The organism is Siminovitchia sp. FSL H7-0308, assembly GCF_037980985.1.
GTDB classification, from domain to species: Bacteria; Bacillota; Bacilli; order Bacillales; family Bacillaceae_C; genus Siminovitchia; species Siminovitchia thermophila.
This window is the reverse complement of the sequence record NZ_CP150282.1, coordinates 4,434,211-4,458,953: the sequence shown is the minus strand read 5'-3', so window position 1 is coordinate 4,458,953 and position 24,743 is coordinate 4,434,211. Positions and strand designations below refer to the sequence as shown.

26 protein-coding genes and 1 riboswitch are annotated in these 24,743 nt (G+C 42.1%); of the genes, 12 read left to right on the top strand and 14 right to left on the bottom strand.

Features of this window, described 5'->3' with window-relative positions:
* The first annotated feature begins 19 nt into the window (after nt 1-19).
* Nucleotides 20-493 (top strand): cytochrome c oxidase subunit II, encoded by a 474-nt coding sequence (locus MHB50_RS20905; RefSeq protein ID WP_077112469.1) that lies wholly within the window; start codon nt 20-22, stop codon nt 491-493.
* Nucleotides 490-2,142: a b(o/a)3-type cytochrome-c oxidase subunit 1 gene (locus tag MHB50_RS20900; RefSeq protein WP_205178962.1), complete on the top strand. Its 1,653-nt coding sequence runs from the start codon at nt 490-492 to the stop codon at nt 2,140-2,142. Before MHB50_RS20905 ends, MHB50_RS20900 begins: the two co-directional genes overlap by 4 nt.
* Before the next feature lie 231 nt (nt 2,143-2,373).
* Here the strand turns inward: MHB50_RS20900 and hprK are convergent, their stop codons facing one another.
* Nucleotides 2,374-3,288, bottom strand: coding sequence for an HPr(Ser) kinase/phosphatase (hprK, locus tag MHB50_RS20895; RefSeq protein WP_077112473.1), 915 nt, complete (start codon nt 3,286-3,288; stop codon nt 2,374-2,376).
* A 452-nt stretch (nt 3,289-3,740) separates the two neighbouring features.
* Here hprK and MHB50_RS20890 point away from each other — a divergent pair, with 452 nt between their 5' ends.
* Nucleotides 3,741-4,385, top strand: a complete 645-nt coding sequence (locus MHB50_RS20890) for an alpha/beta hydrolase (RefSeq protein WP_077112475.1) — start codon at nt 3,741-3,743, stop codon at nt 4,383-4,385.
* Between the two features lie 330 nt (nt 4,386-4,715).
* Nucleotides 4,716-5,171: a DinB family protein gene (locus tag MHB50_RS20885; protein WP_077112477.1), complete on the top strand. Its 456-nt coding sequence runs from the start codon at nt 4,716-4,718 to the stop codon at nt 5,169-5,171.
* Between the two features lie 80 nt (nt 5,172-5,251).
* Here MHB50_RS20885 and MHB50_RS20880 read toward each other — a convergent pair whose 3' ends face one another.
* A complete protein-coding gene (locus MHB50_RS20880; protein ID WP_077112479.1) occupies nt 5,252-6,175 on the bottom strand; it encodes a hypothetical protein in 924 nt (307 codons plus the stop codon).
* Between the two features lie 128 nt (nt 6,176-6,303).
* On the opposite strand from MHB50_RS20880, the gene MHB50_RS20875 reads away from it, so the two are divergent.
* The gene (locus MHB50_RS20875) at nt 6,304-7,170 is read left to right on the top strand and encodes a fructosamine kinase family protein (protein ID WP_077112481.1); all 867 of its coding nucleotides are present in this window, start codon (nt 6,304-6,306) and stop codon (nt 7,168-7,170) included.
* A 44-nt stretch (nt 7,171-7,214) separates the two neighbouring features.
* Here the strand turns inward: MHB50_RS20875 and MHB50_RS20870 are convergent, their stop codons facing one another.
* From MHB50_RS20870 to psiE, 6 genes are all read right to left on the bottom strand, one after another.
* Nucleotides 7,215-9,065, bottom strand: a complete 1,851-nt coding sequence (locus MHB50_RS20870) for an SLC13 family permease (protein WP_077112483.1) — start codon at nt 9,063-9,065, stop codon at nt 7,215-7,217.
* Nucleotides 9,066-9,107: 42 nt separating this feature from the next.
* Nucleotides 9,108-9,815 (bottom strand): MOSC domain-containing protein, encoded by a 708-nt coding sequence (locus tag MHB50_RS20865; RefSeq protein ID WP_077112485.1) that lies wholly within the window; start codon nt 9,813-9,815, stop codon nt 9,108-9,110.
* A gap of 676 nt (nt 9,816-10,491) precedes the next feature.
* A complete protein-coding gene (locus MHB50_RS20860; protein WP_077112487.1) occupies nt 10,492-11,106 on the bottom strand; it encodes a class I SAM-dependent methyltransferase in 615 nt (204 codons plus the stop codon).
* Between the two features lie 13 nt (nt 11,107-11,119).
* Complete coding sequence (locus tag MHB50_RS20855) at nt 11,120-11,725, bottom strand: SAM-dependent methyltransferase (RefSeq protein ID WP_077112489.1); 606 nt, start codon at nt 11,723-11,725, stop codon at nt 11,120-11,122.
* Between the two features lie 48 nt (nt 11,726-11,773).
* Complete coding sequence (locus tag MHB50_RS20850; RefSeq protein WP_077112491.1) at nt 11,774-12,331, bottom strand: O-acetyl-ADP-ribose deacetylase; 558 nt, start codon at nt 12,329-12,331, stop codon at nt 11,774-11,776.
* Between the two features lie 79 nt (nt 12,332-12,410).
* Nucleotides 12,411-12,851: a phosphate-starvation-inducible protein PsiE gene (gene psiE, locus MHB50_RS20845; protein WP_077112493.1), complete on the bottom strand. Its 441-nt coding sequence runs from the start codon at nt 12,849-12,851 to the stop codon at nt 12,411-12,413.
* 434 nt (nt 12,852-13,285) lie between these two features.
* Between psiE and MHB50_RS20840 the strand changes: the two genes are divergently transcribed.
* Nucleotides 13,286-13,906 carry a superoxide dismutase gene (locus MHB50_RS20840; protein WP_077112495.1) on the top strand — a complete coding sequence of 207 codons (621 nt, stop codon included), beginning with the start codon at nt 13,286-13,288 and terminating at the stop codon, nt 13,904-13,906.
* Nucleotides 13,907-13,969: 63 nt separating this feature from the next.
* Here MHB50_RS20840 and MHB50_RS20835 read toward each other — a convergent pair whose 3' ends face one another.
* From MHB50_RS20835 to MHB50_RS20825, 3 genes are all read right to left on the bottom strand, one after another.
* Complete coding sequence (locus MHB50_RS20835; RefSeq protein WP_077112497.1) at nt 13,970-15,331, bottom strand: PFL family protein; 1,362 nt, start codon at nt 15,329-15,331, stop codon at nt 13,970-13,972.
* 13 nt (nt 15,332-15,344) lie between these two features.
* Nucleotides 15,345-15,620, bottom strand: coding sequence for an ACT domain-containing protein (locus MHB50_RS20830; protein WP_077112499.1), 276 nt, complete (start codon nt 15,618-15,620; stop codon nt 15,345-15,347).
* Nucleotides 15,621-15,717: 97 nt separating this feature from the next.
* Nucleotides 15,718-15,796: riboswitch (glycine riboswitch) on the bottom strand.
* A gap of 193 nt (nt 15,797-15,989) precedes the next feature.
* Entirely contained in the window at nt 15,990-16,604 is a 615-nt protein-coding gene (locus tag MHB50_RS20825; protein ID WP_213089000.1) for a class I SAM-dependent methyltransferase, read from the bottom strand.
* A 224-nt stretch (nt 16,605-16,828) separates the two neighbouring features.
* On the opposite strand from MHB50_RS20825, the gene MHB50_RS20820 reads away from it, so the two are divergent.
* Nucleotides 16,829-17,449, top strand: a complete 621-nt coding sequence (locus MHB50_RS20820) for a 3D domain-containing protein (RefSeq protein ID WP_077112689.1) — start codon at nt 16,829-16,831, stop codon at nt 17,447-17,449.
* Nucleotides 17,450-17,799: 350 nt separating this feature from the next.
* On the opposite strand, the gene MHB50_RS20815 is transcribed toward MHB50_RS20820, so the two are convergent.
* The 3 genes from MHB50_RS20815 to MHB50_RS20805 form a co-directional block, all read right to left on the bottom strand.
* Nucleotides 17,800-18,564: an SDR family oxidoreductase gene (locus MHB50_RS20815; RefSeq protein ID WP_077112502.1), complete on the bottom strand. Its 765-nt coding sequence runs from the start codon at nt 18,562-18,564 to the stop codon at nt 17,800-17,802.
* Nucleotides 18,565-18,715: 151 nt separating this feature from the next.
* The gene (locus MHB50_RS20810; protein WP_083717607.1) at nt 18,716-19,336 is read right to left on the bottom strand and encodes a hypothetical protein; all 621 of its coding nucleotides are present in this window, start codon (nt 19,334-19,336) and stop codon (nt 18,716-18,718) included.
* A 431-nt stretch (nt 19,337-19,767) separates the two neighbouring features.
* Entirely contained in the window at nt 19,768-20,055 is a 288-nt protein-coding gene (locus MHB50_RS20805) for a hypothetical protein (RefSeq protein WP_077112506.1), read from the bottom strand.
* Between the two features lie 83 nt (nt 20,056-20,138).
* On the opposite strand from MHB50_RS20805, the gene MHB50_RS20800 reads away from it, so the two are divergent.
* The 5 genes from MHB50_RS20800 (at nt 20,139) to MHB50_RS20780 (ending at nt 24,670) form a co-directional block, all read left to right on the top strand.
* Nucleotides 20,139-20,825 (top strand): response regulator transcription factor, encoded by a 687-nt coding sequence (locus tag MHB50_RS20800; protein WP_077112508.1) that lies wholly within the window; start codon nt 20,139-20,141, stop codon nt 20,823-20,825.
* Nucleotide 20,826: 1 nt separating this feature from the next.
* Nucleotides 20,827-21,828 (top strand): sensor histidine kinase, encoded by a 1,002-nt coding sequence (locus tag MHB50_RS20795; protein WP_340084651.1) that lies wholly within the window; start codon nt 20,827-20,829, stop codon nt 21,826-21,828.
* Between the two features lie 100 nt (nt 21,829-21,928).
* Nucleotides 21,929-22,288: an ATP-binding cassette domain-containing protein gene (locus tag MHB50_RS20790; RefSeq protein ID WP_077112512.1), complete on the top strand. Its 360-nt coding sequence runs from the start codon at nt 21,929-21,931 to the stop codon at nt 22,286-22,288.
* Complete coding sequence (locus tag MHB50_RS20785; RefSeq protein ID WP_205178999.1) at nt 22,278-24,203, top strand: ABC transporter permease; 1,926 nt, start codon at nt 22,278-22,280, stop codon at nt 24,201-24,203. Before MHB50_RS20790 ends, MHB50_RS20785 begins: the two co-directional genes overlap by 11 nt.
* Nucleotides 24,204-24,520: 317 nt before the next feature.
* A complete protein-coding gene (locus MHB50_RS20780) occupies nt 24,521-24,670 on the top strand; it encodes a hypothetical protein (RefSeq protein WP_171973937.1) in 150 nt (49 codons plus the stop codon).
* Nucleotides 24,671-24,743 lie beyond the last annotated feature (73 nt).

Genomic DNA, 24,743 nt, shown 5'->3' with positions numbered 1-24,743 from the left:
GAAAAGTAGGTGAAAAGACATGCATTTTCATAAATTTGAAAAGATCTGGTTGATTTTCGGAACATTATCACTTGCCGCATTCTTAACGATTGTTGGCGTAACCGCCTTTGCCCATGGGCATACGCCCGCTGGCGGGATGGATACGATCGATCCGGAGAAGGTGGCCGAGACACCGCCCTTTGATAAGCCGGGTGTAAGACAACTTGATGATGACACTTATGAAGCAGTGATTATCAGCCAAGCTTTTGGCTATCTTCCTGGAAAGATCAAAGTTCCGGCAGGAAAAGAAATTATATTTACATTAACAAGTACAGATGTTGTCCACAGCTTTACCATTGATAATACAAAAGTAAACATGATGGCTGTTCCGGGAAGAATTACCCACAAAAGCTATACGTTTGAAAAACCCGGAACATATTTGGTTCTTTGCAACGAATATTGCGGAGCCGGCCATCACATGATGTCAACCGAAATCGAGGTGTATGAACCATGATCGCTTTAGCAGACAGAAAATTGGCATTATGGAACATCAAAATCGCTTATATCGCATTTATTATCGGAACGCTTTGCGGTTTGCTTCAAGTGTTTGTCCGCAACGACTCCCTGGAGCTTCCCAAATGGCTTGATTACTATCAAGTGCTAACTGCTCATGGCGTATTGCTGGCACTTATTTTTACCACCTTTTTCATTTTCGCCTTTTTGATTGCCGGGATGAGCAAAACATTAGGAAGCTTTGGTCCGAAAGTAAGCCGCTCAGCCTGGCTGGGGCTAATTGTGATGACAGTTGGAACGGTTATGGCAACAGTGATGATCATTTCCGGAAAAGCGTCCGTGTTATATACCTTTTACGCTCCTTTAAAAGCGAGCGGCTGGTTTTATGTCGGGCTTGCACTGTTTATCATCGGAACATGGCTCACAAGCTTTGCATTAATTGGACATTATGTCGTATGGAAAAGAAAAAACAAAGGACAATTCAGCCCCTTATTCGCTTTTATGACCATGGCCACTTTGCTCTTATGGATCATCGCCTGCTTGGGTGTCGTAACGACAGTTGTGTTTCAGTACATCCCATGGTCGTTTGGTTGGGTAGAAACGATCAACGTTGAATTGAGCCGTTCCCTGTTCTGGTATTTCGGCCACCCGCTCGTTTACTTTTGGCTCTTGCCTGCTTACATTGCCTGGTATACAGTTTTGCCAAAAATTGTCGGGACAGATGTATTTAGCGATTCACTCGCACGTTTCTCGTTTATCTTATTTATTCTCTTTTCATTCCCGGTCGGATTTCACCACCAATTGACCGAACCCGGAATTGAAAGTTTTTGGAAGTTTTTACAAGTCATCTTGACGTTCATGGTTGTCATTCCAACCTTGATGACCGCCTTCTCCATGTTCGCCACGTTTGAAATATCCGGAAGAAAAAAAGGCGGAACCGGATTGTTTGGCTGGTTTAGAAAGCTTCCATGGAAAGATGTTCGATTTACATCCATTTTTATCGCCATGCTGTTTTTCATCCCTGGAGGAGCTACGGGAATCATAAACGCAAGCTTTCAGTTAAATGAGCTTGTGCACAATACGCTTTGGGTCGTAGGCCATTTCCACATTACAGTTGGGACACCTGTCGCCATGACGTTTATGGGCGTTACCTTTTGGCTCATCCCGTATTTGACGGGCAGACAATTTCCCAAGCATATGCAAAAGCTGGCCTTTATCCAAGTGTTTTCTTGGGCGATTGGTATGACACTTATGTCTACAGCACAACACTTGTTGGGGCTTCTTGGAGCACCGCGAAGAACAGCTTATTCCGGTTACAATGGACACGAATCTGCTCTTGACTGGTTTCAGGGCTTGCTCTCCAACCACGTTACCATGGCTATTGGAGGAACGATTTTATTCTTGTCAGCCATTTTGATGGTGTATATCGTTGCCAATTTGTTATTTGCGGCGCCAAAAGCAAAAAAAGAAAGCGAGTTTGTCGAGTTTCCAATTGCAAACAGCGACACATCGCATACCGCAAAGTATTTGGAAAACTGGGGAATCTGGGTCGGAGTCGCTTTGGCGCTCATCGTCTTGGCGTATGCCGTTCCGCTTAACGACATGATCCAGCACGCACCTGTAGGTTCAAGAGGGTTTATTACTTGGTAGGAGTTGATCCATATGTTTCTAGCTGTATTTTCCATGTTGATCGTTGCCACTACGATCATGATTATTTCTGTCGAACTCAAAGAAGATGCTTGAAACAGCAAATGGAGGCCGATGAATGTGTAACATGATTCACGCGAAATTAGTAAACTTCCTTTATTAGGGAGATTACCTGATTCATCTCAAATAGAACAAAAAATAGACGAGGATCTCTTCATGCATCCCCGTCTATTTTTATTTTTCCGTTTCCAGCCGCTTGGAAAATTCCTCCATAGCGCTGTAACCTTCCCGCTGCAAATACCAGTTGTTGGCGGCTGCTTCAATAAGTCCTGCCACATCACGGCCCGGTTGAAGCTGGATTTCAATGTATGGAATTCGAACACCCATATAATCCGAAAATTTCGGTTCCAACTCCAGATCATTGTATAACGAGTTTTCTTCCCATTTCGTCAGTTCAATATCCAACACAATTCGGGTTTGATCCTGGAACGCCTCTCTTCCGTATAGACGAACGACATTCACAAGGCCAATGCTGCGCAATGCAAGCAGTTCCTTCGTCTTTTGATCATGGGTTCCCAACAACGTTTGCGGCCCCAGCTTTTTTAATGTCACAACATCGTCGGCCACCAAGCGGTGTCCACGGCGAATCAAAGTATGAGCCGTTTCACTCTTTCCAATACCGGATTTTCCCCTGAGTAAAACCCCAATTCCCGAGACATTCACACAAACGCCATGTATGGCCATTTCGGGAGCCAATGCTTTCAGCATATAAGCATCCAACTTGGAAACAAATTCCGATGTCGGATCCTCATGCGTCCGAAGCAGAGGAATTCCTTCTTGAATGCAGCACTGGGTCAGATGATGTATGCTGTCCTGGCTTGCCGTAATAATAAAACAAGGCGGATGATAATGAACGATATTTCCAATACGCAACTTCTGCTCCTCATTTGTCAGTGTATGTAAAAAGTTTAACTCTTTTCTCCCCAACACCTGAACAAGCTCCATCGGAAAAAATTCAAAGAAACCGACAAACTCCAATCCCGGACGATGCGCTTTTGATTTTGTAATCTTGCGATCAAGCTGGTCTTCCCCAGCCAATACCTCTAATGAAAACTTGTTCATTAATTCTTTTACTGTAATTGATTTCACGATGACACTCTCCATTTGTACTTAATCAACAAAGGAAATCCTTATGTTTTGGATTATACTTGAAAAAAGAGGAAACGTCATCCATCACAATGCCCATTTTTAAGCGCTTACATTCCTAAAACTTAAAAATGTCGATTTTTACACATAGAATCGTTCTCGGCTCACAAATCGAGAAACTAAATGACCTTGTCAAAAAGAAATTCCAAAGCGTCTCTCTTTGGCGTTTCTGTTATATAGTTGAATGGAAAGTCTCCTTACATGAGCCTTTAGAATAAAGTGAAACTTCATTCAGTGGGCGTTTTCTTCCATCTCCTACTGAATGTTAGTTGAACGAATTTGGCATGTAGGTGCCGTTTTCTCCCACTTAGGCCTTTTGAATCAACTCAGGTCTTCAAGTGATGTATAATGGCACCTTGCATGCGGGATAAAATAAGATAAGATGGTGAAACGACATGAAAGTTCAGCAAAAAACGCTAATAGCGAACAAAAAAGAAATTCCATACACTCATATTGAAAATGGAAATGAGATTGTTTGTTTTATGTTTTCCGGATTAAGTTACACGTATGATCAGCCATTATTTTATTATTCGACAATGACGATGCTACAAAATGAGTACGATGTTGTCCATGTCCACTATTCTTACGGACAGGATATATTCAAACTTCCATTGGCAGAAATAACAAACATGATCAGTCATGATGTAAAACCCATCATTGACGATGTGCTTAAAAGTAATCAATATCAAGAAACTATGTTTTTAGGGAAATCTCTTGGCACAATTCCCCTTATTAACGACCTGATGAAAAACAATAGGTATGTACATTCTAAAATGGTTCTATTAACCCCATTACTGCGGTTTGACTCCATTTTTGAAACACTATTGATGTGCAAACATTCGACGCTTATTGTGATAGGGGAAAAAGATGACCATTATATTCCAAGTAAAATCGAAAGCATTCAACATCAAACAAATATGGAAATAAAAATAATCCCCAATGCCAATCACTCTCTAGAGATGGAACCCTTTCATACCGCAATGTCAATCTCGGCCTTAGATCAGGTAATGAAAAGCGTAGATGATTTTATACGGTTATAACCCGTATACAAAGGTAATTTTGTTATAGGAGTTAAAAAAACTTCGAAAAAGGATTTGTGCGTCTTTCATTTTCCGAAGGGCTACTACATGAACAACGAAACATCAATGAGATTTGTACTAAACAATAGACAGCTCCTGTATTCCTTTAAGGGCTTCTCTTTTTCCTGGCTCTCTCTTGCACCGCCGCTTGGAAATTGCACCTTACCAGAACCCCGTTCCAAGATATGGCACGGCCATGACAAGTCTTTTTTGCATTGTCAAACAGATTATTGGAGTTGGACATATGCCTGGAATATAATGATGTAAAATAAGTGAAAAAGGGTGTATCGAATGGAATCATTAAACATGTTTCAATATTCTCGTGCCGCTTTCCTGATCGCATTGAGAAATACGCCTGATGACAAATGGGACGAGCAGCCGCCGATGTTTTCAAATACGATACGCTGGAACGCGGGTCACGTTTACATAACGGCTGAAGATTATTTAAGCAAGGCCGATCACGATTATGAGATTGTACACCCGGAATGGTACGATCTTTTTATCGACGGATCCAGCCCTGCCGACTGGGGCAGTGAGATCCCCTCCGTGGAAGATCTTTTAACAGCCATTGAAGAACAGGGCGAGCGGATACTGAGTTATTTTAATAGTAAATTGCAAAACACTGCCGATGAGACTGTAAATATTCGATATCTCAAATTGGATACGGTAGACGCCGCGCTCCAATTCGTGACTTGGCACGAAGGGATTCATCTGGGAATCATCATATCCATGCAAAAACTATTTTAAAGAAAACGGGGCTAGCGCAGCAGACGGTAGCCCAGTCGCACTTCTAATCGCAAACAAAGGGCTGAAAACCCTTTGTTTTTTTATGGGAGCTTATAATGGCCCTCATAAATGCTGTTCGCTTCCTCTTTTGAGACCCTGTACATTCTTTCGCCCTCCGTATGCAACACATTCTTTTCCACCAAAGCGAGCTTTGTTTTATAGCCGTCTGCAAACGTCAATTCTAATTCAACTTCATTTAACCAATTTACTTCTACGATCTGGTCCTTAAACAAGTCGTCCGACTCTTTCACCGCACAGGCAAGATAATCATTTGTAAGGTGGCATGCGGCCGCCTTGTCGGCGGTGAGCCAATACCCTTCTGCTGCTCCAACCGTTTTTGCCTTTAGTACGAACTGCTTTTTCTCCGCTCTGTCAGCTTCTGCCCTGGCTCTCGCTAGTTCTTCCGCTTCCTTTACTGCTGTCGCTTTTACTGCCCTCATTTCCGACAAGCTTGTTTCTGCATCATGCTTTATATCTGAAAAAAACGGATGGCTCAAGTCTTGTTGTAAAATAGATTCGAGTATAGAAATGGATTCGTCATATCGTTCTTTTTGGAATGTTTTCTTGGCCTCTTCGTAACTCTCGGCATATTTCTTTTTTACCGCTTCCATATCAGCTATTTGTTTTCGCAGCTGTTTGGCATTTTTTACAAGACTGTCCGAACCATCTTTCATGTTAACCACTTGCTCAACTGATTTATTAGCGGCGTCCAATTTGCCTTCATCGAAAAACCTTTTGGCTTCTGTCATTTTTTGGGTCTGTTGAAACAGGATGGCAGCTTTTTCATCATTTTTCTTTTCATTTAAAGCATTCTTAAAAAAGTCAGTTGCAATCTCATAGTTTTCTTGTTTTATTTGCTCATGCCCTTGCTCCATCATTTCATCATATATTTTATGACTCTTTGTACAGCCGAAGATAAACAACATCATAAAGCTGATCATCGATACCGTGAGTATTGTCTTCATTACTACTTTAAACTCCCTCTGTCTTTTCACGGATAAAACCGCTAGTCTTATTGTAAATGGTTTTTTGATAATGTCGATAACAAAATTGGAATTTCATATTTTTTGAAGATAATGATAAGGAGGCGTTCATGGTGAAAGTAACCTTGGTAAAGGCTTTGGCGGCCGCGGGCGATCATACGAATATCCGGGAGATAAAGCGGGCGCATGGCGGGTCGATTAATGAAAGCTTTTTCGTAGAAACCAACAAGAACAAGTATTTTATCAAGTGTCACCCAAATTCCCCAAAGCATTTTTTCTCAATGGAGGCCAAGGGCTTACAGTACATAAAGGATACAGGAACCATTTCCGTACCCGATGTTTTGGCCTATTCTGATGAAAAGGAGGCGGCGTTTCTCGTTTTGGAATGGATTGAAGGACAGGAAACTGTAAATACTCAGACCCTGCTCGGCTGTCAATTGGCCGCCATGCATGAACATGCCGGGGAAAAACATGGCTTTTCTCAAGATACTTATATTGGTATACTGCCTCAGCCAAACGGACTTTACGACAATTGGCTCAAGTATTATCGAGATCGGAGGCTGCGCGCCCAATTAGAGCTGGGAATGAAAAATAACGTCATTACGGGGAAGAGGCGAGAAAAAATGGACGAGCTGTTGAAGGGTCTGGGAAACTGGATTCCAGAAGATATTAAGCCGTCTTATTTGCACGGAGATTTATGGAACGGCAATTGGATGGCCGGACCCGGCGGCCGCCCATACCTTATTGATCCTTCCTTTCTTTTTGGCGACAGACATTTTGAAATCGCCTTTACGGAACTGTTTGGGGGCTTTTCACAAGAATTTTATCGTGCCTATAGCGACCGCTATCCATTAGATCCGCATTATCATGAAAGAAAGCCACTGTATCAGTTATACTATTTGCTTGTCCATCTCAACCTGTTTGGTGAAGTGTATGGAACACAGGTGGATAGGGTGTTAACACGTTATGTTGGATAATTCAAAAAGGCACTCTCACCAAATGAAAGTACCTTTTTGCATCCTTATAATGGAAAAAAGAACGGGATGGCAAACATCATGACAACAAACACGACGGCCATTAAAGGGATGCCGACTTTTACAAAATCGAACACTTTATAGCCTCCCGCCGTCATGACCATCGCATTTGTCGGAGAAGCAACCGGTGTGGCAAAAGCCATATTGGATGCCACTGCGACAGCAATTAAAAATGTATATGGGTTGGCATCAATCGACAACGCCGCATTCATTGCAATAGGCGCAAATAAAATAGCGGTCGCCGTATTGCTAATAAATTGGCCAAAAATCATCGACAGCAAATATATGCCTGCAAATACACCGAGCGATCCGAATCCGCCCATCGTTTTAATGATGATTTCCGAAAGGATCAGCATTCCGCCGGTTTTTTCCAAAGCAGTCGCTATTGGCAACATGGCGGCGACAAGAACAATGGTCTCCCAATTGACTTGGCTATAGGCGTCATCCATATTGCGCAGGCACCCTGTCAAAATCATTAATACGGAGCCAATTAATACCGAAATAACAGTTGGAAACACTTCAAATACCATAAGAAAAACCATCAGTAAAATAATACCGGCAGCGACAGGAGCCTTACCGCTTGCCGCCGCCTTTCTGGCATGTACTTGCGGCTGCCCGACAACGACAACGTCATTCGTTTCCTGCGCCAACAACTCAATGGAGTCCCAAGAACCTTGGACTAAAAGAGCATCCCCAAAGCGAAGACGCTGCTTGGATGGCTCTTTCAAAACAAATTGCCCTTGACGATTGATGCCCAAAATATTTAAATTGTATTTTTCTCTAAAGCCAATTCCCCTAATCGTTTGGTTAATGAATTTGGAGTGCGGGGTCAAAAGGACTTCTGCAATGCCTAATTGTTTGGATACAAGCTCATCTGCTTCAGATTGTTCTTCATCGATTGTCAATCCGAAATCTTTGACCATTTTTTCAATGTTTTCAAGTGAGCCTTGAACATATAACACATCTTTTGGTTGAATGACACTCGTCGGCCCAGCCATCTCTTGGTATCTGATTGGCAGAAGATTCAATCCTTCTTGGGATTTTCGGACAATTTTTAAAATGTATAGCTGATACGTTGCCGGTATTTTTAATTGAGACAGACGTTTGCCAATCATCACTGATTCTTCAGGCACTTGCACTTTATACAAGCGGCCCCCCAGCTGATAATCAACAGAGAGCTGTTTGGGCGAAAGCTGGTGTTCATCTTCGGAACCACCCCGCTTCTTCCCTTTCGGAAGCAGTTTATTGCGTACAAAGTATAAATACAAAATACCAATAACGACGCCGACAAGCCCTACAGGTGTAATATCAAAAAAACCAAGCTTTTTATATCCATTTTCGACAAGTGTTTCACTGACAATCAAGTTTGCCGGGGAAGCGATCAATGTCAGCAAGCCGGAAAAACTGGCCACATATGAAAGTGGAATTAAAAACTTGGAAGGACTGCTGTGAATGCTAATGGCAATGCTGACAACGATCGGCAGCATGATCGCCACTGTTCCAGTGTTGCTCATAAATGTACCAATGAGCGCAACGATAACAAGCAGAATCACAAACAGCTTATTTTCACTTTTCCCCGCCGAACGGAGAACGAATTTGCTTGCCATCTGCGCGAGTCCGGTATGCAAAATACCCGCCCCGACAATAAATAAACCCGCGACCATGATCACAACGGAATTGGAAAAGCCGACAAGCGCTTCTGCGGGGCTCAATATTCCCGCCAATACAAACGCCAGCAAACCCATAACCGCCACGAGATCGGCCCGAATCAGGTTGGACATAAATAAAATAATCGTGATGCCTAAAATTACAAATGTCAATATAAGGTCCAAATTCATCTGAATCCTTTCTAAACATGTTTTACTACATACAGTACCCGCTTATTCATTTGGTCCGTATACTCTTTTCCGGATATCCGGCATATCCTTTTTCAGGACCCGTTTGCTTAATGTTACTTGCCAATTGGCAGAAAGAGCTTCACAGCGAGAAAGCTCCATTGCTTCTTCCATATTTTCTTTATCCTTGTGGATAATTGTATTGCATTTTTCGATTGTCCAATATGGATACGGGCGCTCCATTAACGTAAAGGATTGACCCGCTTCAACGTATCCTTCCTTTAATACACGGTAATACCAGCCAGTACGGCCTGTGTTCTGCAACAGCAAAGCCAAGTTTTTGATTTTAAATCGCCGGGCCGGCTTCCAGCAAGGCTGTCTTGGTTGGGATACTTGTATCACGGCATCACCAATTTCATAAATGTCGCCAATCGCCACATCTTCTTCTGTTTGATGCCTGATCGAAAAGTTTTCCCCCATCCCTCCAGGAAGCAACCCCGCATCAGGAAATTCATTGTTCCAATAGCCGTAGTGTTCCAGCGGATAGGCGAACACCGCTTTTTCCGGACCTCCATGATGCTTCAAATCCGCCTGGCCATCCCCTTGTAAATTTGTTTTTCCAAGCCAAACAGAGCGTTGAACAGGTTCTTTAAAGATACCGCTCCGCCACTCCCGATCCATCGGGTTTTCAGCATGTTTCTCGCCGATTGTTTTAGGTTGGCCAATAAAAACAGTTTTCAGAAATGCATCCACTTTGCAACTTCCACCTTATCCATTGAGATAATATTATTTTATCTCTCTTTGATCAAGATGCCAAACATAGAAAAGCAGGAAAGGGAATTCCTTAAATAAGGTAGATAACTTTCATTAGTTCAAATAAAAAAGAGCAGTAAATAACTGCTCAGGCTGTCAACAAATCTTCGAAAGCTTAGTCACGGCAAATCCATCCCCCCTTTGGGATTGACTTGTCTTTTTGGGGTTTACTATCCAATTTTCCATTTACTCGCGGCTTTTGAAAAATTCTATCCAATTTTCCATTTACTCACGGCTTTTGAAAAATTCTATCCAATTTTCTTATTTACTCATGGCTTTTGAAAAATATTATCCAATTTTCCGATTTACTCACGGCTTTTGAAAAATACTGTCCGCTTTATCCATTTTCTCGCCGATTCCAGGTAATTACTCGCTTTCCTCTCCATCATTTGCATGAATCAGAACACCTCTTCAACATCATCAAGATGATATTCATTGAGTATTCCTTTCAACCCACCGTACGGTATAACCCCTTTGCTAAATCAGCCACACGCTGCAATTTTTTAGGTTATATTGCAGTTTCGTTAACGGTTAGATTCCATATCAGACTTTGATTTATTTTTTGGTTACCAATATGAACTTATCGGAATGACAGACTAAAATGCAGGATTGCTTTTTATTCATCATCTGATCTTTTCTTTTTCAAAACCAATTGAATCACATGGGCCAATCCTTTATGAAGAGTGCCCTCTTTTCGATCCTGTTCGCCCCAGAAAAAGTGAACTACATGATGGCCTCCGATCCAATCCAGCACGTCCTTGGGGTCGTACAACATGTCGATTTCCCGTGGACCGCCCGTCCCATACCTGATTTGCTCTTTCGAGTACACTTCCAGCATCACCACACCGCCCGGTTTGACGACCTTGAGCATTTTCTTAAAAACTTCTTTTTGATCGCGACTCTGAAAGTGGCCAAACACCATGATTGCCGCATCAAACTGGCCTGCTTCAACTTCATACTCGAGCAAGTCGACTGTTTTAGTCTTTACAACGACACCGTGTTTTGCCGCCAGACTTTTCGTTTTTCGCAGACCACTTTCCGCATAATCCCAAGCTGTCACATCATGGCCTTCCCTTGCCAAAAAAACCGCGTTGCGCCCTTCACCTTCCGCAAAACAGACGACCGGCCCGCAAGCCCTCAATTGGCCGACATGTTCCCGAATAAATGCATTGGGTTCTTCTCCGTATACATATTCCTCTGTAGCAAACCGCTTATTCCACATATTTCCCATCGTTGTCCCTCCTCTAACACCACCTGAAAATTAAAAACCGTTCATGATCATTTTTTTCATATAAAAAGTCGACCCGAACCTCGTCTATAAGCTGAAATGGCGTGTAATTGATCACATAATGCACGTATTCAATGGAAGGATAGTACAAAATAAGATCAACTTTCCGCGGAGTTTGTGCCACCGACAAGCCAATATGATGAATGACATTCATGAAAATCTGCACAGAAAAGGGATTGAAAAAGAAAAAAACATTATCACTTGGATGTATGTCATATTCTTGCGCCAATAGACGCCGAAAATTAACGATACCTGCTTTTAGCTTCCCGTTTTTAATATAATTTGCTTGATTTTTGAGCGCAGATTCATACAATGAAGGGTTCATTTCCACACCTGTTGCCGAGACTTGAAAAAGATGGTGGGCGAAAAAAGCAACCCGCCCCTTGCCGCATCCCATATCAACGAAACAGTCACTTTTGGACAGCCTATAGCGGGAAAAAAGCTGTTCCAACGCCGCATAGGGTGTCGGCTCATAACGGTGATAATGAACATGGGCAGAGGGGCCTTCACAATCTCCGGTGGTTTTTATAGATAACAACTTATCATATTTGTAATCAATCATCATTAAGCTCCCCGTTCATTCAATGTTATGCTCTATTTCGGACAGCTCTTATATTTCTTTTATCAGTTCTTCCAGAGATGATTGATATGTGTGATAGTCCTCTTCCGAAAATAACGTCATGACTACTTTTCCGAATGGATGTTTTTTTAAAAAGCCGATAATCGTGCTTAAAGCGGTTTTTGAGGCGAGTTCAATGGGAAAACGGTACACTCCCGTTGAAATGGATGGAAAAGAAATGCTTTGCAGTCCTTTTTCACTCGCCAGGCCTAGTGCGTTTTTATAACAATTGGCGAGCAGCTCTTTTTCCTTCTGATCTCCTCCCTGCCAAACAGGACCCACCGTATGGATGACATATTGCGCCGGCAGGAGGTACCCTTTGGTGATGACCGCATCACCCGTTGGCAACATCTCTCCCTTCAAAACTTCTTTCCGAAGCCGTTTACACTCTTCCAGCAACTCGGGTCCAGCCGCTCGATGAATGGCTCCATCCACCCCGCCTCCGCCCAAAAGAGTGCCATTTGCCGCATTGACGATCGCATCCCTCTTCTGTTTAGTAATATCGCCTCTCATTAACGTAAGCGTGCTTCTATTGATTTCCACTTCCATTCGCACATCACCCCTTCACTTCATACTTTCATCATAGCGAGAATTGCCTATAAAGCAAAGATTATAGACTACTTTCCTGTTACTTTTTGAAAAACCATTTGCTGTCTGGACGTTCTCTTGGCGTAATATTCAAAATGAAATACGCGATGATCAGAATTAAAATCACAATGGAATAAAACAACGTATTTAATGGGTGATCATGATCAACAATGATCAAGCGGATCATGGCCGTGATTCCTATATAAAGAAAGTAGCGGAGGGGAAAATGATATTCTTCCTTAAAATACTTTACGATCATCGTAATAAACTCAAAATATAAGAAGAAGAGAAGGATATTGGCCAGAAAAAGTTTATAATCATTGCTTTCTTTTCGAATAAGAATTTGGCCGAAAATGATTAACTCCTGTATAAGTAAAACGGATAAAATGATGGCGAGGAAGACGAGTGAAATATTTAAAATAATTTGCAGTACTTTCGGGATCAATTGCACAAAAGAAATATTCTTTTTGATTTTGAACATGCGCTTCCTCCTTCAATAAAGTGACATTATTTTTTATGAAAAATCCTAGGGTACCCGCCTGGAGTGTATATATTTTCTTTCAGATCATGAACACTCCAACGACCGACTAAGGATTATGTTGCTCTACAATTCACGGTCGCCCATCCTCCTTTACAACTTTTATTTTAGCGATAGTACTCCGCATGTTTCAATTGAAAATCAAACATTTTTTGGAAATAGCAACCTGTATGACAGAAAACCAAATCCTGATTTTCCCTACACCACTTTTCAAATGAATCATAAAAACCTTTTTTAGAGAACTTCAAAAAACCTCTCGTAGTAATAAAGTCCTATTTTGTACGAAAGAGTTGACAAAGACACCTCTTTATATTAATTTTGCATTAGGGAAACTTTTTTGTGTATGTGCAATAATTAATAGGAAAGGGGAAATAGAAGTGTCATCATTCGCTTTACCGGAATTGAACTATGATTATGATGAACTCGAACCATTTATTGACGCCCGAACATTAGAAATCCATCACAGTAAACATCACGCTACATACGTCAATAACTTAAATACATTGTTGGCAGGCCATGAACATCTGCAAAATAAACCGATTGAGGATATCCTCAGCAACTTGGATTCCCTGCCCGAGGAAATACGGACAGGTGTCAGAAATAACGGCGGCGGGCATTACTGCCACAGCCTTTTTTGGGAAATCATGTGCCCAAAAGGAGGTGATGAACCAACAGGGGATATTGCTAAAGCCATCGAACATTACTTTAAAACCTTTGATAACTTCAAAGATAAGCTTTCCCAAGCAGCCATTTCCCGGTTTGGCAGTGGGTACGGCTGGCTTGTACTTGATGGTGAGGAGTTATCCATCATGAGTACTGCTAATCAGGACACGCCGTTAATGACCGGGAAAACACCGCTGCTTGTCATAGATGTTTGGGAACATGCTTATTATTTGAAGTATCAAAACAGACGACCGGAATTCGTCTCTAGTTGGTGGAACACTGTGAATTGGGATCAAGTGAATGAATTGTATTTGGAAGCGTTGAATAAAAGGTAATTGAGGCAAAGAAATATGCCATTAGCTCCCGGACTGGTGACCCGGGAGCTTTTTTTATGTTACTTAATTAATTAATGATTGCAGCGGTGCAGGAATACGCCCGCCCCGGCGGATAAGCTTCTCTGAGCTGTATTGGTTGACACCCAGTACTGGCGCCCGCCCAAGCAGTCCGCCAAATTCCACGATATCTCCTTCCCGCTTTCCCGGGACTGGAATGACGCGAACGGCTGTCGTTTTCTTATTAATCATACCGATCGCGGCTTCGTCCGCAATGATCGCAGCCAGCGTGGCAGGTGAAGCATCGCCGGATAAGGCAATCATATCGAGTCCAACCGAGCAAACACATGTCATGGCTTCCAGTTTGGATAAAGTGAGCGCCTGGTCTTCGATGCCCCGGATCATTCCCTCATCCTCACTCACCGGGATAAAAGCGCCGCTCAAACCGCCGACATAAGAACTCGCCATGGCCCCTCCTTTTTTTACTGCGTCATTCATTAAAGCGAGAGCCGCAATTGTCCCATGTGTTCCGACCCGCTCAAGGCCGATTTCTTCCAAAATATCGGCAACACTGTCATTCATGGCGTTCGTGGGAGCAAGTGACAAATCCATGATTCCGAACGGAACTTGGAGACGTTCTGCAACAACCCTGCCAAGCAGTTCGCCGGCTCGCGTGATTTTAAAAACCGTTTTCTTAATAATATCTGCCACTTCTCCAAGATCAGCCTCCGGATGGCGCCTTAAAGCATTTAACACGACGCCCGGGCCGCTGACTCCCACATTCAGCACAACTTCTCCTTCGCCCGCACCGTGAAAAGCACCCGCCATAAACGGATTATCCTCAACAGGATTACAAAAAACGACAAGCTTGGCACAGGCAATCCCGTTTCGATCCTTCGTCCTTTCCGCCGCTTCTTTTATAATCAAACCCATCTCGCGAACAGCATCCATATTAATGCCCGTTCTTGTTGTGGCAACAGAAATGGAAGAACAAACCCGCTCCGTTACGCTTAATGCCTCCGGGAGAGCGTCAAGCAGTGTTTGATCTCCTTTGGCAATGCCTTTATGAACGAGAGCAGAATAACCTCCGATAAAATCGACGCCAATTGTGGCGGCCGCTTTGTCCAATGTTTTGGCCAACTCCACCGCCTGCTCCTTCGTCGCATTGCCCAGCAACTCGGCAATTGGCGTGACGGATATTCTCTTATTGACGATTGGAATACCGAATTCTTTTTCTGCCGCCTCCGCCGTGCTTTTTAAATTCCCGGCGTATTGTATGATTTTCTCATAAACCCGTTTGTTCATTTTTTCAAAATCAGAATCAGCACAATCCGACAGGCTGATTCCCATGGTGACGGTGCGAATGTCCAAGTTTTCCATTTGGACCATCCGAATCGTTTCCATCATTTCGTTCAGCGCTATATTCATATACATTCTCCTTCTATATACGGTGCATCGACTGGAAAATCTCTTCCCGTTGAATATTAATTTGCTGTCCAATTTTCACGCCAAGTTCATCAAACTGTTTTTGCAAGCCTTCCAAATTTTCAATGCCCGTTACATCAACAACCATCATCATTGTAAAAAAATCTTGCAAAATGGTTTGCCGGATATCCAAAACGTTAATGTGGTGATCCGACAACACTTTCGTTACACTTGCAATAATCCCTACTTGATCTTTCCCAACCACGCTGACAACTGCGCGTCTTTTCTCCATGTTGTAATAGCCCCCTTCTTGAAATTGTAAACATAAAAAAAGATTGGATCTCTCCAATCTCCGAAAGTCAGTAGAATAACGTACATAAAAGTTCGTATGTTACTCTTCTGTCCTTTTGCCTGAGATTGTGAATCCTTCGGCGCCGCGTAAATCACGGTCTCTCCAGAAGCTGCTCCGGTTATAGTTTGATCCATAACCCTCATTGCTCATATTTTTGTCGATAAGTTATTTTAACAATCCGGCTCGTATTGAGTCAATAGCAGTTTTTAGAAACTTAGCACTCCCGTCTGATAATCGTGAAATAATAGCGCAAAGGACATTTCTTCTCATTCGCCTTTGCCATACCCTTCCGACTCGGATGATAACGCACTAGACCCGGGTTCCCGGCTTGGCCCAAATAAGATGCACCATGTTAAACCAGTGGCTTTCCACCTTGTCAATCTCGATTCCCGAAGCTTTTACAAGCTCCAGCATGTCACGATTATGATGACATCCGACCACACGGCAAAAAAGTGGATTGAAAGTCCTTTGGAATGTCGAAATCGCGACATGAGAGCTAATGCCATGCTCCAATAATAAAATGTTCCCGTCAGGCTTACACCAACGCTGGATTTTTTGAAACATGCCGAGAGGATTTTCGTAACAACAAAATGAAAGCGTCGAAACAATGGTGTCGAACGATTCCTCATCAAAGCTCATTTTCTCGATGTCGCCACAAATAAAGACAGCATCCATGTGATGAGCGGCGGCCGCCACCCTGGCTTTGCGAAGCATCTCTTCACTAAAATCCGTCGCCGTCACCTTGACCCCTGAAGGATAGTAAGGAAAATTGGCTCCCGCCCCAACCGCCAGTTCAAGAACTTCTCCTTCGGCTTGACGAATCAACTCTTGGCGCCACCTTTTTAACGAAGCAGAATCCTTTCCCTTGGCATATCTTTTCGCTTGCCTGTCAAACAATCGAACCAGCTTCTCTTTTTTCACCATTCTTCCTCCTCGCTCCCGGCTTTATTAAAATATAACACGGTTCTGTAATATAGTGTCTTTTTTGTTTAGAACCTTGAAAATAGCGATTCCCTGGCTTGGTTACCAAGACATGTTCATGTTTTTTGGAAATATTTTGTAACCGAAAGTATATACAGATGAAATACGGCTGTCATATTCCCCTGTTATACTAAGACCTACGATTTAAAATAAAGGAGTTTTGCATGTTGAGAAAAATAGTCATATCTATGGTTACAGCATCTATTCTAGTAGTAGGTTTTTCTGGAGCAGCTTCAGCGGCAACGGACACATATACAGTTAAAAAGGGAGATACACTTTGGGGTATCGGATTACAGCATAAGGTTTCCGTCAGCCAATTAAAAAGTTTGAACGGACTAACAAGTGACCTTATCATCCCGAATCAAGTATTAACGATTACGAATTCAAACACGGCGGCGCCAGTCAATACAACAGAAAAGCCACAAGCACCTGTTCAGACTGCCAGTCCCGAAGCAACCGCGAATGAAACTACGAATGATACGACAAATGAAACTGCCAATAAAACAATCACAGTTACAGCGACAGCCTACACGGCCAGTTGCAAAGGATGTAGCGGCATTACCGCTACCGGCATTGATTTAATAAAAAACCCTAACGCCAAAGTCATCTCCGTTGATCCGAATGTCATACCTCTTGGGTCCAAAGTTCATGTAGAAGGATACGGAACTGCCGTTGCGGGAGATACTGGCGGCGCGATAAAAGGAAATAAAATTGACTTGCACGTGCCTACTAATCAGGAAGCATTAAACTGGGGAGTCAGAACAGTTAAAGTAACAGTTTACGAGTAAACAAAGAATTAGGGGCTGTCTAAAAAGCTTCTAAAGTAAATCAGTCGCAGAAAAACGCTTCGTATTTCTGCGACTGATTTTGCATTTTGACATATGTTTAAAACCCCAACATTTATATAGAGCCTTTATCAAAAAAATCGGAGCCCTAGACGGTCTCCGATTGAAATCATTCCATAATTTCCATTCCATTGTTTTTACAACATATACCACAAGTATTTCCACAGCTCATGACAGATTCCCGCAAATATCAAGGATCAAATTCCCCATTTTCTTGTAAGCACCCTGTTTTATAAAGCCATATCAGTAAATGCATGAGGGGGACAAGACATAGCCATTACATTTGGGTGATCTTAACTTTTATCATAACGATGAACAACGCGCAGCCCGCCGGACGCCGAAATCACACTTCCTGTTATCAAATCGGAATCATCTTCACACAAAAAGGCAACAATGCGGGCAATATCTTCCCCTGTACCGGAACGCCCTATCGGGGTGTGCGTATCCCTCACTTTTCTTGCCGTTTCGATGTCTGCTTCTTTCATATCGCCGACAATATCTCCAGGGCAAACCATATTGGCAGTGATGCCAAACTCGGCTTCTTCCAACGCAATCGTCTTTGTTAAAGATACGAGTCCCACTTTTGCGGCACTGAATGCGGAGCGGTACTTCCATCCCGGAGATTGTTCAGCATCTTGAAATCCATATGTAACGATTCTGCCGAATCGCTGCTTGCGCATAACAGGAACCGTTAACTTGAGAAAATGAAAGGCGGCACTCAAGTTGCCATGAATCATTTCGTCCCACTCGTCATCTTTATAATCAACGAGCTTTTTCCGTTCAAATATGTAAGGACCGGCATTATTGATTAAATAATCGATTCGGCCAAAGCGTTCCAGTGCCTTCTTCACAATTCGTGCTATATCTTCTCTTTTCGTGACATCCCCTTGGACAAATTGCAGTTGCTCGGAAAAAGGCTCCCAATCCTTCTTTAATTCCTCCACTCTCGCCACATCACTTCGATAACTGACTGTGACGGAGCGGCCATCCCGAAGAAACCTTTCTGTGACTTGCCTTCCCAGTCCCTTTGAACCCGCAGTGATTACAGCATGCCTCATCATGTTCACCTCTATAAGCCTTTATCCATTTTTATCCTTCTCTTTTTATTATATACAAAAATAACTAGGGAACCATGTTTTAAAAGAGCAAATGTCTATAAATGCAAGTTCCGCCCGGAACAAGAGGCGGTGTTCTTACACCAAGGATGAACTAGTTTTTCCCCTCTTCGGCTGGTAAATCATCAGGATAAACAATTGTATCGAATACTTCCCCCGTATCCGCGTTTTTCAACGAGATGGTTACTTTGGCCTCCTCCGCAGACTCTCCAGAAAATACTTGGTAGTACAATCCGGACATGCCGAGTCCCAAAGCCGCAACACGGTCAAAGCTCTTTTCGTATTTCTCCTGATCCACACTAAGAGTGAACTCAGTAAACGACTTATTGTGGGTAATGTCTTTTATGGATGAAACATTTTCATCATTCTTCGTTTCTTCGATATATTCCTGAACACTTTTTTCCATTTCCTGCATCATTTTTTCATGTTCTTGCTTGGACATTTTGTAAGTGATTGATCCATCATCATTCTTTGTCACTTCTTTTACGCCTTTTGCCTTTGCTTCCTTTATGAGTTCGTCTGTATCTTTCTCTCCAATTAAAGATGCGGGAAGTGTGACTTCCACATTTCGTAATCCTTTCTCCACTTCCACACCTTTCTCCTCTTGCTCGGATTTTGCCGGCTCCGCCTTCTTTTTATCCGCTTCTTCCTTTCCGCAAGCTGAAACGATCACCATGACAAACACAAGAAATAGTACTGACACTAATTTTTTCAAAAAAATTCCTCCTAAAAGTTAAATAAAAAGTGATATTTTTACATTATATCAAATTTGATCTTCTCGTGTATTAGGGGTATTAAGCTAGGCGTTTTGTTTTGAATTTGCTTTTTGCGAAAAATTTATACACTGTCGTTTTACACTACAAGCCATGCTTTTTCGCAAGTCTGCTTGAGCTTCTTCACTTGCCATTGCGTACCTCGCGAGGCTCGTAACGCCTGGAGTCCCCTATTCGATTGATTACCTGATGGATATGTCAAATTCTGGGCAATTCTGAGATACTCCTGGAAAATGGTCTTAAACTCATGTGGGACAATGCTTTTCTCACCCATTGAGACTGTCCGGTTGTTTGCCGACCTTTCCAGGCCACATACCAACTTTCCGGTTACATCCTTTAAATTGTATCTTGAATTTATTTTTTTACTTGCATATCACCGCAAGTCTTTTATATAAACCTTGAACGCCTGAATAAATAATTCCGGTGAAGTTTCAACAACATAAGAGAATATCCCCTGAACAGTGTGTAAAAAGAGCAGGCCCCCTTCACCGCCAACTTTCCGAAAAGATATATCAAGGACATCCTCTATAGGGAACCTTCGGTAGCGGGTAACAATACGGTTTCGATATAAGTATATTTGCCGGTGTTGAACAATATTTTTTTGTTCAAGATCCACGACCCTGGTAACTTTAATATAAGGTTGGATCGCAAGCAAATCCATCGACTCCCTCCTTTTATGTCCACTATCATTATACATGCATTTTCATATACAATAATATTTAGAAAAGCAAAGATGGTGATACCATGTTCAAGATTTTTCTCATAGAAGACGATGCATCCTTATTCAATGAGGTCAAAGACCGTTTGACACAATGGTCTTACGATGTGTACGGCGTAGAAGATTTTGGCCGGGTGCTTCAGGAATTTACTGCGATTAAACCTGATTTGGTCATTATTGATATCCAATTGCCGAAGTTTGACGGCTTTCATTGGTGTCGGTTGATTCGCTCTCATTCCAATGTGCCAATCATCTTTTTGTCATCAAGAGACCACCCTACGGACATGGTCATGTCCATGCAACTAGGTGCGGATGATTTTATCCAGAAACCTTTCCACTTTGATGTGCTGATTGCAAAAATACAGGCCATTCTCCGCCGTGTCTATAACTATAATACAGACACGTTGGATATGAAAAGCTGGTGCGGCGCCACAGTGGACTACGCGAAAAATACGGTTACCAATGAAAACGGGACAATTGAATTGACCAAAAATGAAATGTTTATCTTGAAAGTGCTCATTGAAAAGAAAAATACCATCGTCAGCCGGTCGGAATTGATCAAAAGCCTTTGGGATGATGAAAGATTTGTCAGCGACAATACACTGACCGTCAATGTAAACCGTTTAAGGAAAAGCCTCGAGACGATAGGCCTTGGCAAATTTATCGAAACAAAAGTCGGACAAGGTTATATGGCGAAAGAAGAGGAGCAGTAACATGATAAAAAAATTTTTGATCGAAAGATGTAGTTGGATCTTGTTATTTTTATTTACCCAACTCCTGTTTCTTTTTATCGCTTATATTGATTCAGCCATCCCGCTCGCGTCAGTAGGCTATATTATTTTTTTAACGGCCTTGATTTTCATCATCTTTCTGGCAGTCCGCTACAATATAGAAACACCTTTTTACAAAAGCCTGAAAGACTGGGAAGGCAGCCTTGATTTGGCGGGGATCGCGGAAGCGAGATCACCTTTTGAAAAAATAGTAAAAAACAGCCTGGCGGATCAAACAGCCAGACAGATGAAAATATATAGTAAAAATCGGCTGGCCCTCGAGCAGGAAAAAGATGATTTATTATCTTGGATTCATGAAGTGAAGACTCCCATGACAACCATGCACTTAATGATTGAACGGTTGGATGATGAAGAAGCGAAAGCGCGGCTGGCGTATGAATGGCTGAGAATCCATCTGTTGCTTGATCAGCAACTCCATCAAAAACGGATTTCGTTCATTGAAAACGATCTTCATGTTGGAAAAGTTCCCTTGGAGCCTTTGATTGTAAAAGAAATTAAAAATTTGCAGTCATGGTGTATGCAAAAAGGAATCGGATTTGAAGTGGACCTGCAAGTGGATGAAGTCCTGAGTGACGATAAATGGATGGCTTTTATCATAAGACAACTGTTAACAAACGCGGTAAAATACAGCGAAGCTTCCGAAATTATCATTCGCAGCAGGATGGAAAATGGTCAAACAGTCCTTGAAGTGCGGGACTACGGCCGAGGGATTGATCCGAAGGACCTTCCCCGCATCTTTGACAAAGGCTTTACCTCAACAACTCATCCAGACCAAGCCGCCACAGGAATGGGGCTGTATTTGGTGAAAAAAGCGGCAAAATCGTTATTGATTCAAATCGATGTAAAATCAAAGCCGGGAGCAGGGACGACATTCACCCTCATCTTTCCAAAACAAAACGAATTTGTGAGTCTCACAAGCATGTGACATGATTGTCACATGCTTTTATGATTTGTTCGGCGAGTCGAAGGAAAAAGACAGCCAATCCTTTTATGATAAAACATATCAAGTAAAGGAGTGAACAAGGTTGAGTATTCTAGACGCGCAAAAATCGGACAAAAGTGACAGAAATCAATTGAACAAGCAGGAAGTTTTAAAAGGAATAGATATTCAAGTGGAAAACGGAGATGTTGTCAGTATCATGAGCGCGTCAGGCTCGGGAAAAATGACATTGCTTAACGTCCTTTCTTCCATTGACAAAGTGAGCCGGGATACGATCAAAATTGATGGAAAAGACATCGTCGGCAGGAAGGAAAAACAAAGGGTCATCTTTATTAAAGACGGACAAATACATACGCAACTGAAAGGCGAAGAAGCGAGGCAGATGTTCCTGAAAGATATCATGAAAACCCAAGGTGTGTTGGGCGGTGTCCATGATGAACATTAATCAGCTCATTTTTCGCAACTTAAAAAAAAATATAAAGAATTATTACCTCTATGTGTTTGCTTTAATTTTCAGTGTGACCCTTTATTTCGCTTTTGTCACCTTGCAATATGACCCAGTAATAATCAAGGAGACAGCTTCCTCTTCCAAAGGCGTCGCCGGATTCAAGGCCGCATCTGTCTTGCTCGTGGCAATCGTAGCAGTCTTTCTCTTATATGCCAATATCCTGTTCATTAAAAGAAGAAGCAAAGAAATTGGATTGTTCCAGCTCATTGGCATGACCAAGAGCAAAATTTTCCGGCTGTTGAGTGCCGAAAACGCCATTCTTTACTTCAGTTCTTTGGCGATCGGCATCTTTATCGGCTTTTCCGCTTCCAAGTTCATCATCATGATTTTATTTAAAATAACCGATATCAATGCAATCGCCACCTTGCATTTTTCAACAAAAGCGTTGTTTCAGACAGTGCCTGTTTTTGTTGTTATTTATCTTTTCATCATGTTGATGAACTACTTGTTTATCAAAAAGCAAACGATCCTGTCGTTATTCCGGGTTCTTTCTTCAACGGAAGTAAAAATAAAGAAATTATCCAAACGCGATGCCTTCATCGGCGTACTCGGAATCGCGTTGATTATCATTGGCTATTATGTTTCAACGGAAATGTTTAGTGGTAAATTCGCTAAAGAATTAGCGTCCACCATGTTGTTTATTCTCGGCAGCGTCATTATCGGAACTTACCTTTTTTATAAAGGATCGGTCAGTTTTATCTTCCATCTCATTCGGAAAAAAAAGAACGGGTATCTGAATATAAACGAGGTACTGTCGCTTTCCTCCATCATGTTCCGAATGAAGTCAAATGCCTTGCTTTTGACTGTCATTACGACTGTTTCAGCACTGGCGATCGGCTTTCTCTCTCTTTCTTACATTTCTTACTGTTCGGTGGATAATTCGGTTCAAGACTATCCGGCTGATTTTACCTTTAAGAATGTAAAGGACGCAAATGAATTGAAAACCGCATTTAAAAAGAAGCAGATCGCATTCAGCGAAACAAAAATCAACGTTCTGCAAGTAGAAGCCAATGTAAAGGATATTCTGGACAACCAGGATGGCGTGAATTCCGATACAATGGTATTGGCTGTCGTCAGTGACAAAGATGTTAAGGGTGTGGATGTTTCTTCTGACGAGACGGTGTTTAGCGGCCCATCAAACGATGTGGACATACCTTTGAAAGAAGGCGGGAAAATGAAGTGGAAAACGCAAAATAAAACCATTTCCCAAACGTTAAAAGGCTTGCGGGAGGAGTCCATTATTTCCATAGACTTTACCGCTTTAAATGATATTAAGCTGGCTGCCATTGTAGACGATACCGTATTTCACCATATGAAGCAGCATCTAAATCCAGATATTCAAATAAAACCGTATTATATCGGAATAGACATTCAAGACCAAAAAGAGATACAAAAAGCGAACCACATTTTTAAACAACTTGGCTTTCATAAAACCGATGCTATCTCGCGTTATGAAATAAACAAATTTGCCAAACAATATTTTGGGATGCTCATGTTTATCGTCGGGTTTTTAGGACTTACCTTTTTGATTACTTCAGGCTGTATCCTTTACTTCAAGCAAATGGATGAAAGTGAAGATGAAAAGCCAAACTACACCATCTTGAGAAAGCTCGGGTTTTCACAAAGAGACTTGCTACGGGGCATTCAGGCAAAACAATTGTTCAACTTCGGCATTCCGCTTGGAATTGGATTGCTTCACGGCTATTTCGCCGTCAAGTCCGGCTGGTTCTACTTCGGAACCGAATTATGGACACCCATGTTTATCGTCATGGGGCTATATACTGCGCTGTACTCCATTTTCGGCCTGCTCTCCGTCCTTTATTATAAAAAGGTCATTCAAGATGCGTTGTAAAAAGCTTCGGGCATTTTTAGCCCGGAGTTTTTTTATGATTAGGATAAAATTCAGATAAAAACAGAACAATACGATCAATACAATATTCTCATCTTCGACATTTGAATCACATTCCGACTTAGTCCTCTAACAGGATACGGTGGTGAAAAAATACATTTCATTTACCAATCATTTTGGGTTTATTAAGATTTATCCCGCATGTAAGGTGCCATATATACCCCTTCAAGACCGGAGTTGATCCAAAAGGTCTAAGTGGGAGAAAACGGCACCTACTATGCACGATTCGTTCAACTAACATTCAGTAGGAGCCCTACTGAATGAAGTTTCACTTTATGGGGAAAACAGCGGTTGCCGAAATGACAGGGTTCGAACTTTTGCCCGTGATCACTCACTATGGCAACATCAATCATAGCCGGGAACAGGAACGACATTCCTCTAACGAATTTGAGAATCTCATTCGCATGTGACATGATTGTCACATGCTTTTATCATTTGTTCGCCGAATCGAAGGAAAAAGATATCCAATCCTTTTATGATAAA